General features: G+C 44.7%; 28 protein-coding genes. All 28 read left to right on the forward strand.

Annotated elements, in window-relative coordinates; translation table 11 throughout:
- Positions 1 to 213: 213 nt before the first annotated feature.
- The 28 genes from rplC to rplQ are packed head-to-tail and all read left to right on the forward strand — an operon-like array spanning position 214 to position 13,753.
- The gene (rplC, locus tag A6733_RS06865; RefSeq protein WP_092403080.1) at positions 214 to 849 is read left to right on the forward strand and encodes a 50S ribosomal protein L3; all 636 of its coding nucleotides are present in this window, start codon (positions 214 to 216) and stop codon (positions 847 to 849) included.
- A gap of 20 nt (positions 850 to 869) precedes the next feature.
- A complete protein-coding gene (rplD, locus tag A6733_RS06870) occupies positions 870 to 1,505 on the forward strand; it encodes a 50S ribosomal protein L4 (RefSeq protein WP_092403292.1) in 636 nt (211 codons plus the stop codon).
- A complete protein-coding gene (locus A6733_RS06875) occupies positions 1,502 to 1,816 on the forward strand; it encodes an uL23 family ribosomal protein (RefSeq protein ID WP_092403078.1) in 315 nt (104 codons plus the stop codon). Before rplD ends, A6733_RS06875 begins: the two co-directional genes overlap by 4 nt.
- A complete protein-coding gene (gene rplB, locus A6733_RS06880) occupies positions 1,803 to 2,624 on the forward strand; it encodes a 50S ribosomal protein L2 (protein WP_092403076.1) in 822 nt (273 codons plus the stop codon). Before A6733_RS06875 ends, rplB begins: the two co-directional genes overlap by 14 nt.
- A gap of 22 nt (positions 2,625 to 2,646) precedes the next feature.
- On the forward strand, positions 2,647 to 2,928 hold the full coding sequence (gene rpsS, locus A6733_RS06885; protein ID WP_092403074.1) for a 30S ribosomal protein S19: 282 nt from the start codon (positions 2,647 to 2,649) through the stop codon (positions 2,926 to 2,928).
- Positions 2,929 to 2,965: 37 nt separating this feature from the next.
- Positions 2,966 to 3,316, forward strand: a complete 351-nt coding sequence (gene rplV / locus A6733_RS06890) for a 50S ribosomal protein L22 (RefSeq protein WP_092403072.1) — start codon at positions 2,966 to 2,968, stop codon at positions 3,314 to 3,316.
- Positions 3,317 to 3,326: 10 nt separating this feature from the next.
- Positions 3,327 to 4,094: a 30S ribosomal protein S3 gene (rpsC, locus tag A6733_RS06895; RefSeq protein WP_092403070.1), complete on the forward strand. Its 768-nt coding sequence runs from the start codon at positions 3,327 to 3,329 to the stop codon at positions 4,092 to 4,094.
- 36 nt (positions 4,095 to 4,130) lie between these two features.
- Positions 4,131 to 4,556: a 50S ribosomal protein L16 gene (gene rplP, locus A6733_RS06900; RefSeq protein WP_092403068.1), complete on the forward strand. Its 426-nt coding sequence runs from the start codon at positions 4,131 to 4,133 to the stop codon at positions 4,554 to 4,556.
- Entirely contained in the window at positions 4,546 to 4,743 is a 198-nt protein-coding gene (gene rpmC, locus A6733_RS06905; protein WP_092403066.1) for a 50S ribosomal protein L29, read from the forward strand. Before rplP ends, rpmC begins: the two co-directional genes overlap by 11 nt.
- Before the next feature lie 20 nt (positions 4,744 to 4,763).
- Positions 4,764 to 5,033 (forward strand): 30S ribosomal protein S17, encoded by a 270-nt coding sequence (rpsQ, locus tag A6733_RS06910; protein WP_092403290.1) that lies wholly within the window; start codon positions 4,764 to 4,766, stop codon positions 5,031 to 5,033.
- 36 nt (positions 5,034 to 5,069) lie between these two features.
- On the forward strand, positions 5,070 to 5,438 hold the full coding sequence (gene rplN, locus A6733_RS06915) for a 50S ribosomal protein L14 (protein ID WP_092403064.1): 369 nt from the start codon (positions 5,070 to 5,072) through the stop codon (positions 5,436 to 5,438).
- A 29-nt stretch (positions 5,439 to 5,467) separates the two neighbouring features.
- The gene (rplX, locus tag A6733_RS06920; protein WP_092403062.1) at positions 5,468 to 5,782 is read left to right on the forward strand and encodes a 50S ribosomal protein L24; all 315 of its coding nucleotides are present in this window, start codon (positions 5,468 to 5,470) and stop codon (positions 5,780 to 5,782) included.
- Positions 5,783 to 5,815: 33 nt separating this feature from the next.
- Entirely contained in the window at positions 5,816 to 6,355 is a 540-nt protein-coding gene (gene rplE, locus A6733_RS06925; RefSeq protein WP_092403060.1) for a 50S ribosomal protein L5, read from the forward strand.
- A 5-nt stretch (positions 6,356 to 6,360) separates the two neighbouring features.
- Entirely contained in the window at positions 6,361 to 6,666 is a 306-nt protein-coding gene (gene rpsN / locus A6733_RS06930) for a 30S ribosomal protein S14 (RefSeq protein ID WP_092403288.1), read from the forward strand.
- A 16-nt stretch (positions 6,667 to 6,682) separates the two neighbouring features.
- Positions 6,683 to 7,081, forward strand: a complete 399-nt coding sequence (rpsH, locus tag A6733_RS06935) for a 30S ribosomal protein S8 (RefSeq protein ID WP_092403058.1) — start codon at positions 6,683 to 6,685, stop codon at positions 7,079 to 7,081.
- 24 nt (positions 7,082 to 7,105) lie between these two features.
- Entirely contained in the window at positions 7,106 to 7,639 is a 534-nt protein-coding gene (rplF, locus tag A6733_RS06940; protein WP_092403056.1) for a 50S ribosomal protein L6, read from the forward strand.
- Between the two features lie 39 nt (positions 7,640 to 7,678).
- Complete coding sequence (gene rplR, locus A6733_RS06945; RefSeq protein WP_092403286.1) at positions 7,679 to 8,041, forward strand: 50S ribosomal protein L18; 363 nt, start codon at positions 7,679 to 7,681, stop codon at positions 8,039 to 8,041.
- A gap of 11 nt (positions 8,042 to 8,052) precedes the next feature.
- Entirely contained in the window at positions 8,053 to 8,574 is a 522-nt protein-coding gene (gene rpsE / locus A6733_RS06950) for a 30S ribosomal protein S5 (RefSeq protein WP_092403054.1), read from the forward strand.
- Between the two features lies 1 nt (position 8,575).
- Positions 8,576 to 8,776 (forward strand): 50S ribosomal protein L30, encoded by a 201-nt coding sequence (gene rpmD / locus A6733_RS06955; protein ID WP_092403052.1) that lies wholly within the window; start codon positions 8,576 to 8,578, stop codon positions 8,774 to 8,776.
- 5 nt (positions 8,777 to 8,781) lie between these two features.
- Positions 8,782 to 9,213, forward strand: coding sequence for a 50S ribosomal protein L15 (gene rplO / locus A6733_RS06960; protein WP_092403050.1), 432 nt, complete (start codon positions 8,782 to 8,784; stop codon positions 9,211 to 9,213).
- Positions 9,214 to 9,237: 24 nt separating this feature from the next.
- Positions 9,238 to 10,539, forward strand: coding sequence for a preprotein translocase subunit SecY (secY, locus tag A6733_RS06965; protein ID WP_242641461.1), 1,302 nt, complete (start codon positions 9,238 to 9,240; stop codon positions 10,537 to 10,539).
- 7 nt (positions 10,540 to 10,546) lie between these two features.
- Entirely contained in the window at positions 10,547 to 10,765 is a 219-nt protein-coding gene (gene infA, locus A6733_RS06970; RefSeq protein ID WP_092342244.1) for a translation initiation factor IF-1, read from the forward strand.
- Between the two features lie 27 nt (positions 10,766 to 10,792).
- A complete protein-coding gene (gene rpmJ / locus A6733_RS06975; RefSeq protein WP_092403046.1) occupies positions 10,793 to 10,906 on the forward strand; it encodes a 50S ribosomal protein L36 in 114 nt (37 codons plus the stop codon).
- A 15-nt stretch (positions 10,907 to 10,921) separates the two neighbouring features.
- Positions 10,922 to 11,278 carry a 30S ribosomal protein S13 gene (rpsM, locus tag A6733_RS06980; RefSeq protein WP_092403044.1) on the forward strand — a complete coding sequence of 119 codons (357 nt, stop codon included), beginning with the start codon at positions 10,922 to 10,924 and terminating at the stop codon, positions 11,276 to 11,278.
- Between the two features lie 29 nt (positions 11,279 to 11,307).
- Positions 11,308 to 11,703: a 30S ribosomal protein S11 gene (gene rpsK / locus A6733_RS06985; protein WP_092403042.1), complete on the forward strand. Its 396-nt coding sequence runs from the start codon at positions 11,308 to 11,310 to the stop codon at positions 11,701 to 11,703.
- A 16-nt stretch (positions 11,704 to 11,719) separates the two neighbouring features.
- A complete protein-coding gene (gene rpsD, locus A6733_RS06990) occupies positions 11,720 to 12,343 on the forward strand; it encodes a 30S ribosomal protein S4 (protein WP_092403040.1) in 624 nt (207 codons plus the stop codon).
- A 35-nt stretch (positions 12,344 to 12,378) separates the two neighbouring features.
- Positions 12,379 to 13,365 carry a DNA-directed RNA polymerase subunit alpha gene (locus A6733_RS06995; protein WP_092403038.1) on the forward strand — a complete coding sequence of 329 codons (987 nt, stop codon included), beginning with the start codon at positions 12,379 to 12,381 and terminating at the stop codon, positions 13,363 to 13,365.
- Positions 13,366 to 13,387: 22 nt separating this feature from the next.
- Positions 13,388 to 13,753 carry a 50S ribosomal protein L17 gene (rplQ, locus tag A6733_RS07000; protein WP_092403036.1) on the forward strand — a complete coding sequence of 122 codons (366 nt, stop codon included), beginning with the start codon at positions 13,388 to 13,390 and terminating at the stop codon, positions 13,751 to 13,753.
- The last annotated feature ends 53 nt before the right edge of the window (positions 13,754 to 13,806 follow it).

Raw genomic sequence — 13,806 nt, forward strand, 5'->3', positions numbered from 1 at the left:
AACGATAATATTTTACAGTAACTAACCGGTGACGATATCGCGATTTGCGTTTTTTTGACAAGTCTTAGTTGTCCATTACGAATGCTTCAAAACTATTTTATTTTTTTTAATAAAATAGTTTTGAAATCTCTGGTCTTTAATCTATAATCGTGCACTCTTGTTTTTGGAATTTTACCTCTCGGCCAATCGTAGTCGGATTTTGGGGGTGGTTAAATGAGGGTCGGTTTTTTGATGGGCCGCAAAGTTGGTATGCTTCGGGTGTTTAGGGACACCGGGGAAGCCGTGGCGGTTACTGTTATTGATGTCTCGCATAACAGAGTCGTGTCTGTTAAGAATCGCGTTTCTAGTGGCTATTCTGCCGTTCAGATATGCTTTGGCAAAGCTAGGATGGATCGGTTAAACAAGTCAGTTCGTGGCTTCTATGCTAAAGCTGGTGTTGAGCCGGGTATAAAGCTTAAAGAGTTTCGTATACCTGAGGATCAAGAATCTAGTTATAGGCCAGGGGATGCTTTGGGGGTGGATGTATTCGATGTTGGTTCCTTGTTGAGTGTTTCTGGTGTTACCAGAGGCCATGGGTTTACCGGTGCTATAAAAAGGCATAATTTTTCCTCTGGTTCGAGGTCTCACGGTAATTCTGTTTCCCATAACAAACCTGGTTCAACTGGCATGTGCCAAGATCCTGGACGTGTTTTCCCTGGCAAGAAGATGCCAGGACATATGGGTTTTGTTAGGAGGACAGTTAGAAATCTTCTTTTGTTCGATGTGGATGGCGATCGCAATTTATTGCTTGTTGGTGGAGCAATTCCAGGCTCTAGAGGTGGTCTGGTGTGTATTCGGTCTGGTGTGTGATCTTCAAAAGGGGATTGGGTGTGGAATGCGATTTGTTGGATCAGAGTGGTCAGAAAATTTCTAAGATTACCTTGTCTGATGCCGTTTTTGCTAGAGAGTATAATGAATCTCTTGTTCATCAGATTATAGTTTCTTGTTTGGCTAACTCAAGGATTGGTTCTAGGGCACAAAAAAATCGGGCTGCTGTTTCCTATTCTACCCGTAAGCCTTGGAAGCAAAAGGGTACTGGTCGTGCTCGTGCCGGTATGAGATCATCTCCTTTGTGGCGTGGTGGTGGTAGAGCGTTTCCTTCGTCTCCTTCTGAGAATTTTCATCAGAAAATTAACAAGAAGATGTACAGGGCTGCGGTTAGTTGTGTGTATTCGCAGTTGATTCGCGAAGGTCGTGTGACTTTTGTGGACAGGATAGATATTTCAGTTCCGAAGACAAAGGAATTTCTGAAGGTTGTTTCTGCCTTGGGATTTTCTAGTAATGGCGGTTCGCGGCTTCTTATTATTACCGCCGGCTATGACGAAAATCTTGATCTTTCTTCTCGTAATATTTGGTATTGTGATGTTCTTGATTCAGTGCTTGTTGATCCTGTAACGCTTGTTAATAGTGCAAATGTTTTGGTTACTGTGTCTGCCCTAAAGGTGCTAGAAGGGAGCTTGACATGAGTAGTTTTCAGCCGTTCTTCTTGGATGCGTTTAAGGGATTTGTTGTTTCTGAAAAAGGTAGTATTTGTTCCTCTCGTTTTCAGGTTGTTGTTAAAGTTGGCGTTGGCCTGAATAAGCCCCAAATAAAGGAATTTTTTGAGTCTGCGTTTGATGTTTCCGTTGATCGTGTTACTACTGTTAACGTGTTAGGTAAGAAGAAGCGCTTTGGTCGCTTTTACGGTAAGAGATCCGATTGGAAGAAGGCTTATATTTCTATTAAGGATGATGAGAGGGGTAGGGATTTTATGGAGAGAAATGATGGCACTTCTTAAGGTCAAGCCTACTTCTCCAGGTAGGCGCTCTTTGGTGAAGGTGGTTTGTGATCATTTGCACAAAGGTAGGCCTTACTCTCCGCTAGTTTCTGCTTCTTATCGTTCTTTTGGACGGGATTGTTGTGGTCGTATTACTGTTCGTCATAAGGGTGGTGGCCACAAGAGGTTGTACAGAATTATAGATTTCAAGAGGAATAAGGATGGTATTCCTGCTAAGGTCGAGAGAATTGAATATGACCCAAATCGCACTGCTCATATTGCTTTGCTGTGTTACTCTGACGGAGAGAGAAGGTACATAATAGCTCCTCGCGGTTTGAAGGTAGATGGTGTTGTTGAGAGCGGACCTTTTGCTTCCATAAGGGTTGGTAATTCGTTGCCTATACGTAATATTCCTGTAGGTACAGTTTTGCATTGTTTGGAAATGTTACCAGGAAAGGGAGCTCAGATTGCTCGGTCTGCTGGTTCCTCCGTAGTCTTGTTGGCTAAGGAAGCATCTTATGCACAGATTCGACTGCGTTCTGGTGAGGTTAGAAGAGTTCATGTCGAGTGTCGTGCTGTTGTAGGTGAGGTTAGCAATGAGGAGAATTCTCTTCGTTCTATTGGAAAGGCCGGTGCTAACAGGTGGAGGGGCATACGTCCCACTGTTCGTGGTGTAGCCATGAATCCGGTTGATCATCCTCATGGTGGTGGTGAGGGTAGGACAGGTGAGGGTGGTGAGCCCACCAGTCCCTGGGGAAAACCTACTAAGGGCTATAGGACTAGGTCTAATAAACGTACCCAGCCTATGATTGTTTCTAGAAGAAAGTGATAGTTGAATTTAAGGTGACGGGATGAGTCGTTCTCTCAAGAAGGGTCCTTTTGTTTGTGCTAGTTTGCTGAAGAAGGCTGTTACGGCTGCTTCTCAGCGGGATAAACGTCCGATAAAGACATGGTCTAGGTCATCTACCATAGTTCCTGATTTTGTCGGCCTTATTATTGCTGTGCATAACGGAAAGCAGCATGTTCCTGTTTTTGTTTCTGAGAATATGGTTGGGCACAAGCTTGGTGAATTTGCTGCAACTAGGGTGTTTAAAGGACATCCTGGTGGTAAGAAAATTGTGACAAAGAGGTAGAGATAGAGTTTGTTTTTCGTAGTTGAAGGGGGGTTTTATGCAGGTAAGGGCTGTTCTAAAGGGGGTTCGTCTTTCTCCTCAGAAGGGTCGTTTGGTCGCTGATACTGTACGTGGCTTTCCTGTCGTTGCTGCCTTGAAGTCTCTGGATTTTTGTTCTCGCCGTAAAGCTGCGCAGATTATAAAGTCAGTTGTTTTTTCGGCTGCATCTAATGCTGAGCATAACCAGGGAGTGGATCTTGAAGATTTGTGGATTACCAAGATTTTTATTGAGAAGGGTCCTGTTCTTAGGCGTTTTGCTGCTAGGGCTCGTGGTCGCGGTGCCAGAATTTTGAAGCCTACATCTCATGTATATGTTTCTGTTGGCACTGTTGTCGATTTAAAGGATTAGGGGAGCATTGATGGGTCAGAAAGTTAATCCTATTGGTTTTCGGTTGCCGATTACTAAGGATTGGAGTTCTCGTTGGTATGCGCGCGGTTCCTCCTTTGCTAAGATGTTGGCTGAGGATGTGATGGTTCGTAAGTACCTGAAGAAGTTTGTTTCTGCCTCTATCGGTGAAGTGTTGATTGAGCGACCCGCTAAGAGTGCTCGTATTACACTTTTTTCTGCTCGTCCCGGAGTTATTATTGGCAAGAAAGGTGATGGGCTGGAGAGGATTCGCTCTGATGTTCAGTCCATTTTGGGTGTGCCTGTGTGTGTGAACGTTGAAGAGGTTAGGAAACCAGAATTGGAAGCTCAGATTGTTTCTGATTCTTTGGCGCAACAGCTGGAAAAGAGGGTGATGTTTCGTCGCGCTATGAAGAGATGTATTCAGAATGCTATGAGATTGGGTGCCGAGGGTATAAAGATAGAGGCTTCTGGCCGGTTAAATGGTATTGATATAGCTCGTTCTGAGTGGTACCGTGAGGGCAGAGTGCCACTACACAGACTTCGTGCTGATATAGGGTACGGTTTCAGCGAGGCTAAGACTACTTACGGTGCGGTGGGGTTAAAGGTCTGGATTTTTAAGGGGGATAGGGTTGCTAAGGCTTCTCCTGGTGGTTTTTCATCTGATCAGCCTGCCTCCGGAAATGGTTCTTCTGCTTTTCCGTCTCATAATCGGACAGCCCCTGATGGTCAGCGCAAAAGGTCGCGCGAAGGCTCTAAGAGATCTTCTGGGTCTAGTTAGAGCTTTATCTCTTAATTGTTTGGGTGGGTAGTTTTTATGTTGCAACCGGCAAAAAGAAAGTATCGCAAAGATCATAAGGGTAGGAATAGAGGTGTGGCTGTACGGGGTAGTTCCGTAGCTTTTGGCGATTTTGGTCTGAAGGTTACGGGTTTGTCTCGGATTACTGCTCGTCAGATTGAATCTGCGCGTCGCGCCATGACCCGCCACATTAAGCGGGGTGGTCGTATCTGGGTTCGTATTTTTCCAGATAAGCCGATATCTTCTAAGCCTGCAGAGGTTCGTATGGGTAATGGAAAGGGTAACCCTGAGTTTTATGTGGCTGAGGTTCAGCCTGGGAGGGTTATTTACGAAATGGATGGAGTTAGTGAAAAGTTGGCACGCGAGGCTTTTTCTTTGGCTGCCTCTAAGTTACCGGTTAGGACAGTTTTTGTTACAAGAAGGGGCATGGTTAGTGAAAGCTAGTGAATTGCGTGAGAAGACAGTTGATGATTTGCGGAAGGAATTGGATTCCCTGTGTAGCCTTATTTTGTCTTTGAGGATTAAGAAGGGTGTTGGTTCTGCTTCTTCTAGTTCCCTTGATGTATTAACCGTAAGAAGAGATATTGCTCGTGTGAAATTGGTTTTGTCTGAAAAGGGCGTTTTCGTTTAGGTTTGGGGGTGGTTGTGTCAATGGAAAGAGTTTCTGTTTCTTCTTCTGCTCGTTCTTTGGTGGGGCGGGTTGTTAGTGACAAGATGATGAAGACGGTTGTTGTTTTGGTGGAACGTCGTGTTCGTCACGCTGTTTACGGAAAGATCGTTGCTCGTTCCAAGAAATATCATGCCAGGAATAGCGATCTTTCTGCGAAGGAAGGTGATATCGTTGAGATTTCTGAATGTCGTCCCATTGCGAAGACAGTTTCGTGGCGCGTTACTCGCTTGCTGGATAAAGCAAGGCGGTAGTTTTGTGCTGTTGTTGTGCGATTTTGGGGGTTCTTTATGATACAAACTGAGACCTTGTTAGGTGTTGCTGACAATACGGGTGCTAAGAAGGTACTTTGCATAAAGGTTCTCGGGGGGTCGAAGCGCAGGTACGCTCGTGTGGGTGATGTGATTAGGGTTAGTGTTAAGTGTGCTGCTCCTCGGGGGCGTGTTAGCAAGGGCGATGTTTGCTTTGCTGTTGTTGTTCGTACTTCTCAGGCTGTACGGCGTTCCGATGGTTCTGCCATTCGTTTTGATGATAACGCTGTTGTTCTTTTGAATGCTAAGTTGGAGCCCATAGGAACTCGCATATTCGGTCCTGTAACTAGAGAGCTGAGGACTGAACGTTTTATGAAAATAGTTTCCTTGGCTCCTGAGGTTATATGAGCTGCTTGAGTTAAGTCGGAGATTTTTTTGTGAGAAAGATTCTGAAGGGTGACACTGTTGTGGTAATATCTGGTTCCTCCAAAGGTCAGAAGGGAGAGGTTCTGGCTGTGTCTGGTGAGAGAGTTTTTGTTCGTGGTGTGAATATCTGTAAGAAGCATCTTAAACCTAATCCCTCCAAGAATGAAGTTGGTGGCATTGTGTCTAAGGAAATGTCTATACACATTTCTAATGTTGCCCTTTTTTGTGAGCGTGATGGTAGAGGTCATTCTGTTGGTTTTGAGGTTTCTTCTGATGGTATTAAGAAGAGGGTTTTTAAAATATCCGGTGAGCGTTTCCCGGTTTAGGTTTTGTGTGTTTAGTTTTTTGGGGTTTTTGATATGTCCAGGTTGGTGAGCCGGTACAAGGAGGAGGTTATTCCAGTTCTTGTGGAAAAGTTTTCTTACAAGAGCGTTATGGAAGTGCCGCGTATTGTCAAAATTGTCGTCAACATGGGTGTTTCTGAGGCTGTTGCGGATAAGAAGATCATCGAGCATGCGATGAATGACATGTCCCGTATTTCCGGGCAGAGGCCTGTGGTTACAAAGGCCAAGAAGTCGATAGCTACCTATAAGATAAGACAAGGGCAACCAATAGGTTGTAAGGTTACACTTCGTGGCCGCCGTATGTATGAGTTTTTGGATCGTTTAGTGAGTGTGGCTCTTCCTAGGGTGCGTGATTTTCGGGGTCTTAGCCCTCGTTCTTTTGATGGCCATGGCAATTATTCTTTGGGTGTTAAGGAACAGATAGTATTTCCTGAAATTGAATATGATAAGATAGATACCCTGCGCGGGCTGGATATTTGTATTGTTACTACGGCTAAGAGCGATGATGAGGCTAGAGCTCTTTTGGGTTGTTTTAATTTTCCTTTTAGGTCTTGATAGAAATGGCAAAGTTGTCTCTGAAAAATCGTGAAAAGAAGCGTTTGGCTGTCGTTGCTCGTTATCTTGATAGGAGGCGTGCTTTGATGTCTCGTATTGATGATAATTCGCTTTCGGTGGAGGATCGTATGCAGGCTAGGCTGTTGCTCCAATCTTTGCCGCGTAATTCAAGTCCTGTTAGACTGAGGCGCCGTTGTTTCTTAACTGGTCGTCCCCGTGGCGTGTTTCGCAAGTTTGGTTTGTGCAGGAACAAGTTGCGTGAGATGGCTGATAGGGGTGAGATACCTGGTCTTGTTAGAGCTAGTTGGTAGTCTTTGGAGGTTGTTGATGAGTTTGAGTGATCCTGTTGCTGATATGTTGACTAGGATTCGCAATGCCCATATGGCTGGAAAATTGACTGTGGAGGTTTCTTCTTCAAGGTTGGTGAGGAGCATATTGGATGTTTTAAGGGATGAGGGCTATGTGGAGGGTTACGAGGCGTTTTCTCTTCGCAAAGGGGTTGAGTTCATTAGGATATTTTTGAGATATTATGCTGGCTCTCCTGTGATAAAATCTATTTCCCGCGTCTCTCGCCCTGGCCTTAGGTCATATGCCTCTAAGGATTCTTTGCCTGAGGTGGTTAATGGTTTAGGTATAGCCATTATGACTACTTCTAGGGGAGTTATGACTAATAAGGATGCTAAGAAGCAGGGCATAGGCGGTGAAGTAATTTGTTTTGTTTCGTAGACTTTGTTACTTAGGGTTTGATTTATGTCAAGGGTTGCTAAGAGTCCTGTAAGATTGCCTTCTGGTGTTTCCGTTTCTTTGTCTGTCGGAAGCATAGAGGTTAGTGGTCCGGGAGGTGTTCTTAGGTTCTCTATTTCTCCCTACGTCGAAGTTACTTTGAATGACGGTGTTTTGTTTTTTCGTGCTTTGAGCAAGGCTAAGATATCCGTTGCTCTTTCTGGGACTACGAGAGCGATAGTTAATAATATGGTGGTTGGTGTTACCAAGGGGTTTGAGAAGAAGTTGGTTCTGTTTGGTACAGGTTACCGTGCCTCAATTCAGGGTAATGTTTTGAACCTTTCTTTGGGGTATTCTCATCCTGTTATTTATGAGATTCCCGATGGAATTTCTGTTAAGGTTGTAACTCCCACGGAGTTGATTGTTTCGGGGATTGATAAGCAGCTAGTAGGTGTTATTGCCGCTAAGCTTCGTTCCTTCCGCCCAACCGATCCTTACAAGGGTAAGGGCGTTCGTTACGCCGGTGAGGAAGTTGTTCTTAAAGAAGTAAAGAAGAAGTAGTTGTTTGTTTTTTTGGGTTTTGCTTATAAGGTTTTTAGTATGGCATTCAACAAGAAGCAGAGGAGGGCAGTGCGTGCTGGTTCTGTGCGTGTGAGTATTGCCTTGTCTGGTAGGCATCGTCTGGGTGTTTTTCGTTCTAATAAGCATATTTATGCTCAGTTGATTTCTCCTTGTGGGAAGGCTATTCTTGCCAGTGCTTCTTCGCTTGATAAGTCTTTTAAGGAGCGTTCTTCTGTGCCTTCCTACAGTGTTGCTGCGGCTTCGTTGGTTGGCACTTTGATTGCTGAGAGAGCTGTTGCGATTGGTGTTACCTCTGTTGCTTTTGACCGTTCTGGCTACAAGTATCATGGTAAGGTTAGAGCTCTGGCGGACGCAGCTCGTTCTGCTGGTTTGGTTTTTTAAGAGGGGCCGGTATGTCGGTTAGGGATAAAGGAAGCAAAAAGTCTGACGACAAGTCAGATATGTTTCGTGAGAAAATGGTTTCTGTGAATCGTGTGACTAAGGTTGTCAAGGGTGGGCGCATTCTCAGCTTTGTTGCTTTCACTGTTGTAGGTGACGGTGACGGTGGTGTTGGAGTTGGTAAGGGCAAGGCTAGGGAAGTACCTATTGCAGTTCAGAAAGCTATAAACGAAGCTAAGAGAAGTATGGTGAGGGTGCCTCTTAAGGATGGTACTTTGCAGCATATTTTGAAGGGAAAGTACTGTGCTTCTAAGGTGTTGGTTATGCCTGCGCCACAGGGTTCCGGTGTTATTGCTGGTGGTGCTATGAGGGCGGTGTTTGAGGTCATGGGTGTTACTAATGTCATAGCCAAGTGTCATGGCTCTACTAATCCCTACAACGTTGTTCGTGCTACTGTGAATGCCCTAATTTCTATGACTACCCCCTCTGAGGTGGCAGCTAGGCGCGGGAAGACAGTTGAAGAGGTGTTAAGCTAATATGGTATCGAGAGGCGGTAAGAGGTTGTCGGTTAAATTGGTTAGGAGCTTGATAGGTGTTCGCGCCTCTCATAGGGATACTGTTCGTTGTTTGGGCCTTAGGAGGATCAATTTTTCTCGGTCTTTTCCGGACACACCTGTTGTGAGGGGTATGGTGGCCCGTGTGTCTTATTTGCTTGAATGCATTGAGCTTGAGGGTTAATTGAAATGTTTTTAAACCAATTGAGTCCTGGCTTAGGTTCTAGGGCATCCTCCAGGAGGCGTGTTGGTCGTGGTATTGGATCTGGTCTTGGCAAGACTTGTGGTCGTGGTCACAAGGGTCAGCGTGCTAGATCTGGCGGTTATCACAAGCTTGGCTTCGAGGGAGGGCAGATGCCCTTGCAGAGGAGATTGCCTAAGAGGGGTTTTCGTACTCAGCAGTTCTCTTCAAAGTTTTCCGTCGGTTTGCGGCTAACAAGCTTGAGGCCATTTGCTGATGAGGTTGTTGATCTGGATTTTTTGAAGTCCATTGGTTTGGTTTCGCGATATACTAAGTCTGTCAGGGTTTTTTTGGATGCTCCTTTGGATGTCTATGTCAAGTGTGATGGTCTTTTGTTGACGGAAGGTGCTCGTGCTCATTTGGAGTCCTTGAAGGATTAGAGCTAATATTTTTTGGGACGTGACGTGAACAGTGTTCGTCGCTATGCTGATCTTAGGAACAGGGTGCTCTTTTTATTGGGGGCTTTGGTAGTCTACAGAATTGGTGCTCATATTCCAGTTCCAGGTATAGATGTCACTCGGCTGTCGCATTTGTTCAAAAGTCAGTCGCATGGCCTGTTGGCTATGTTTAACGTTTTTTCCGGTGGCGCGTTGCAGCGCTTTACGGTTTTTGCTTTGGGTATCGTGCCTTATATTTCTGCTTCGATTATAATCCAGCTTTTGAGCGTTGCTGTTCCTCAGCTGGATGCTTTGAGGAAGGAGGGTGAATCTGGTAGGCGCAGGATTGCTCAGTATTCCAGATACGCTACGGTAGGTTTGGGTTTTTTTCAGGGTGCTGGTATTGCCGTTGCTCTTAATGCGAACGGCCTCTCCTTGAACCCAGGGTTGTCGTTTATTTTTATGACGGCACTTACCCTGGTTGCTGGAACTATGTTTTTAATGTGGTTGGGTGAGCAGATTACTGAGCGCGGTTTGGGGAATGGCATTTCTATCATAATTTTTGCTGGGATAGTTTCTGGTCTCCCTAATTCTTTTAGCAAATTGCTTAATATGGTTCGTTTGGGGCAAATTTCCCCTTTGTTTGCTTTATTTATATGCTTATTGGTGATTTTTGTAACATCTGTAGTTGTATTTGTTGAGAGAGGTCAGAGGCGTATCCCCGTACAATATGCTAAGCGTCAGTCTTCGTCTGGCCAGGTTTATGCTGCTCAGTCGTCTCATTTACCCCTTAAGGTAAATATGAGTGGAGTTGTTCCTCCTTTATTCGCTTCGTCGATTATTCTTTTTCCGACGACTCTGATATCTTGGTTTGGTTCCAGCAGACGGCTTTATTGGCTGAAAGATTTGGCATCGTCTTTGGCTCCTGGGCAGCCATTGCACTTTGTTATTTATGGGTTTGCGGTAGTTTTTTTCTGTTTCTTCTATACGGCTCTTGTTTTTGATCCTAGGGATACGGCCGATAATTTGAAAAAGGGGGGGGCGTTTGTTCCTGGTATTCGTCCGGGCGAGAATACAGCGCAATATCTTGAGAAGGTGATACTTCGCTTGACTTTTGTAGGTTCCATTTACATTACTTTGGTCTGCTTGTTGCCTGAGTTATTGAATATTAGGTGGGGTATTCCATTCTATTTTGGTGGTACTTCTTTGTTGATTGTTGTTGTTGTAACTATGGACTTTATTTCCCAGTTGCAGGCGTACTTGGTGACTCATCATTATGAGAGTTTGTTGAAGAAGTCTAACTTTAAGGGCAGCGCTTATATGCGCTAATTTGTGGATGGCTAAGGAAGATTTTATAGAAATGCAGGGTGAGGTTATTGAGACTTTACCTAATGCTACTTTTAGAGTTAAGTTGGAGAACGGACATGTAGTTTTGGGGCACATTTCTGGGAAAATGAGGATGCACTATATTAGGATTCTTCCTGGTGATAAGGTCACAGTTCAACTTACTCCTTACGATTTAACTCGTGCTAGGATTGTGTTCCGTGTTAAGTAATTTGAGTTTAACTTTTAAGGGTTGTTTATGAAGGTTAGGGCTTCTGTTAAGGTTATGTGTCGTCATTGCAAATTAGTTAAACGTAAGGGTGTTTTGCGTGTTATTTGTAAGGATGCTCGTCACAAGCAGCGTCAGGGTTGATTTAGGATTTTTTATATGGCACGTATAGTTGGTATTAATATACCTGATAGTAAGCATGCCTTTATTGCGCTGACTTCCATTTATGGGGTTGGTGTTTCTAGGGCGCGTTTGGTGTGTGATTTGGCTGGTGTTGATTCTTCAAAAAAGGTTAGTGATTTGACGGATCAGGAGTTGTCCAGCATACGGGATCAGTTGTCAAGGTTTGTTATTGAAGGCGATTTGCGTAGAGAAGTATCCATGAATATTAAGAGGCTGATGGATCTTTCTTGCTATCGTGGTTTGCGGCACAGGAAGGGTCTTCCTGTCCGTGGTCAGAGGACTAGAACGAATGCTAGAACTCGCAAGGGACCTCGCCGTTCAATGTCTAAGTAGTAGTGTAATATTATCGGAATTTGTTTATTATGGTTAAGTCTAGCGGATCTACCAGGGTTAAGAGGAAGGTCAAGAAAGTTGTGACCGAGGGGGTTGTTCATGTTCACGCTTCCTTTAATAACACTATTGTTACCATTGCGGATCGCCAGGGTAATGTTCTGAGCTGGTGCTCTTCTGGGGGGTCCGGTTTTAAAGGTTCGCGTAAGAGTACTCCATTTGCGGCTCAGGTTGCTTCTGAAAGAGCTGGTCGTCAGGCGCAGGAGTTCGGTTTGCAGAATGTGGAGGTTAGGGTAAAGGGTCCAGGGCCGGGTAGAGAGTCTGCTATTAGAGCTTTGAGTGTTGTTGGGTACAAGATTACTGCGATTTCCGATGTGACGCCTATTCCTCATAATGGTTGTCGTCCCACGAAGCGTCGTAGAATTTAGTTTTTGGGGAGTTGGCGTGTCTAGGTATATAGGTCCTAAGTGTCGCTTGTCTCGTCGAGAAGGCAAGGATTTGTTTCTTAAGAGTGCTCGTAGACCACTTAGTAGCAAGTGTAAGAAGTTGGATGTTCCTCCTGGCCAGCATGGTACTAAACCTTCTAGGCTTTCTGATTATGCCTTGCAGTTAAGGGAGAAGCAGAAGCTGCGCAGGATGTATTGTGTTAGGGAGAGGCAGTTTCGTAGATATTTCGAAATTGCTAAATCTAGGAGGGGCAATACTGGCGAAAACTTGATTTGCTGTCTGGAATCTCGTTTGGATAACGTTGTTTACAGGATGGGCTTTGCTTCTACTCGTGTTGAGGCTCGGCAGGTAGTGTCTCACAAGGCTGTTCTCGTTAATGGAAGTTCTGTGAATATACCTTCCTACCAAGTTAAGCCTAGTGATGTTGTTTCCGTGCATGAGAAGGCTCGTAAGCAAAGTAGGATACGTGAGGCAATGGAGCTGGCCTCTGTTAGTGGTCTTCCTGAATGGGTCTCTGTTGATTCAAACAAGATGGAGGGAGTTTTTAAGGCTACTCCTGATAGATCTGAGATTCTGGCGGATGTTAATGAGCAATTGGTTGTTGAGTTGTACTCAAGGTAGATTGATTTCGATTGGTTGTATCTAAGGGAGTTTCCATGCAAGATAGTGGTTTGCTGAAACCTAGGATTGTGGAAGTAGTAATGCTCTCACCTAGTGAGGGTAGGGTTACTATGGAACCCTTTGAGAGGGGTTATGGCCATACATTGGGTAATGCTCTTCGTCGTGTTCTTCTCTCGTCTATGACAGGTTTTGCTGCTACTGAGGTTTCCATCTCTGGTGTTTTGCACGAGTACTCCACTGTAGAAAGTGTTCGTGAGGATGTTATTGACATTTTGCTTAACTTGAAAGCGGTAGTTTTTAAGTTGCATTCTCGAAGTGAGGCGATCCTTTCTATTAGGAAATCAGGTGAGGGCCCTGTGACTGCTGCCGACATAGAGCTGAGTCATGATGTTTCTATAGTAAACAAAGATGCTGTCATAGCAAATCTTAGTGCCGGTGGTAAGTTAGAGATGCAGATAAGGGTTGAGCGTGGTTGTGGCTATGTTCCTGCTTCTGTGCGTCGTCAAAAAGAGGAGTCTAAGAGGGTCGGCAAGATTTTGTTGGATGCGTCTTTTAGTCCTGTGAAGAGGGTCTCTTATTCTGTTGAGGCTGCTCGAGTAGAGCAGCGTACGGATCTTGATAAGCTTATCTTTGATATAGAAACTAATGGTTCTATTCAGCCTGATCAAGCTGTTCGTGAGGCATCTAGAGTTTTGATCGATCAGCTCTCAGCGTTTGCTGATCTTGAGGGTGCTAAATCTGTTATGGAGGTGCCAAAGGTACCTGCTATCGATCCGTTATTATTACGTCCTGTTGATGATCTTGAATTGACCGTTCGTTCTGCTAATTGCTTGAAGGCGGAAAATATTTACTACATAGGTGATTTGGTTCAAAGAAGTGAGAACGAGCTTTTGCGTACTCCTAACTTGGGTCGTAAATCTCTTATGGAGATCAAGGAAGTCCTCGCTGATTACGGTCTTTCTTTGGGTGTGAAAATAGATTCTTGGCCTCCAGCTTCTGCCAACAATAGGAATAGTTCTTAGTTATTTAGGGGGGTGAGTTTTTATGAGACACTGTAAGTCTAATAAGAAGTTGAATCGTACCACCAGCCATAGGAGGGCGATGTTTCGTAATCTTGCGTCTTCTCTTGTTGCTCACGGGCGGTTGGTTACTACACTACCTAAAGCTAAGGAACTTCGTAGGGTTGTTGAGCCATTAATTACTAGAGCTAAGGTGGATAGTTTGGCAAATCGTAGGTTGGTGTTTGATCGCCTGCGTAATCGAGATGCTGTTTGTAAGCTTTTTAATGTCTGGGGTCCAGCCTACTCCACTCGCCCAGGTGGGTATATGAGGGTTTTGAAGAAGGGCTTTCGCAAAGGTGATGGTGCTCCTATGGCCTATGTTGAACTGCTTGAGTCTGCTGCGTCTTAATTTTCTTGCCTGATTGCGGGTTTTCTCGTGGTGTGTCTTTGCCCAGGTTCTCT

The sequence above is a fragment of the Candidatus Ichthyocystis sparus genome, assembly GCF_900078745.1.
Classification (GTDB): Bacteria; Pseudomonadota; Gammaproteobacteria; order Burkholderiales; family 2013Ark19i; genus Ichthyocystis; species Ichthyocystis sparus.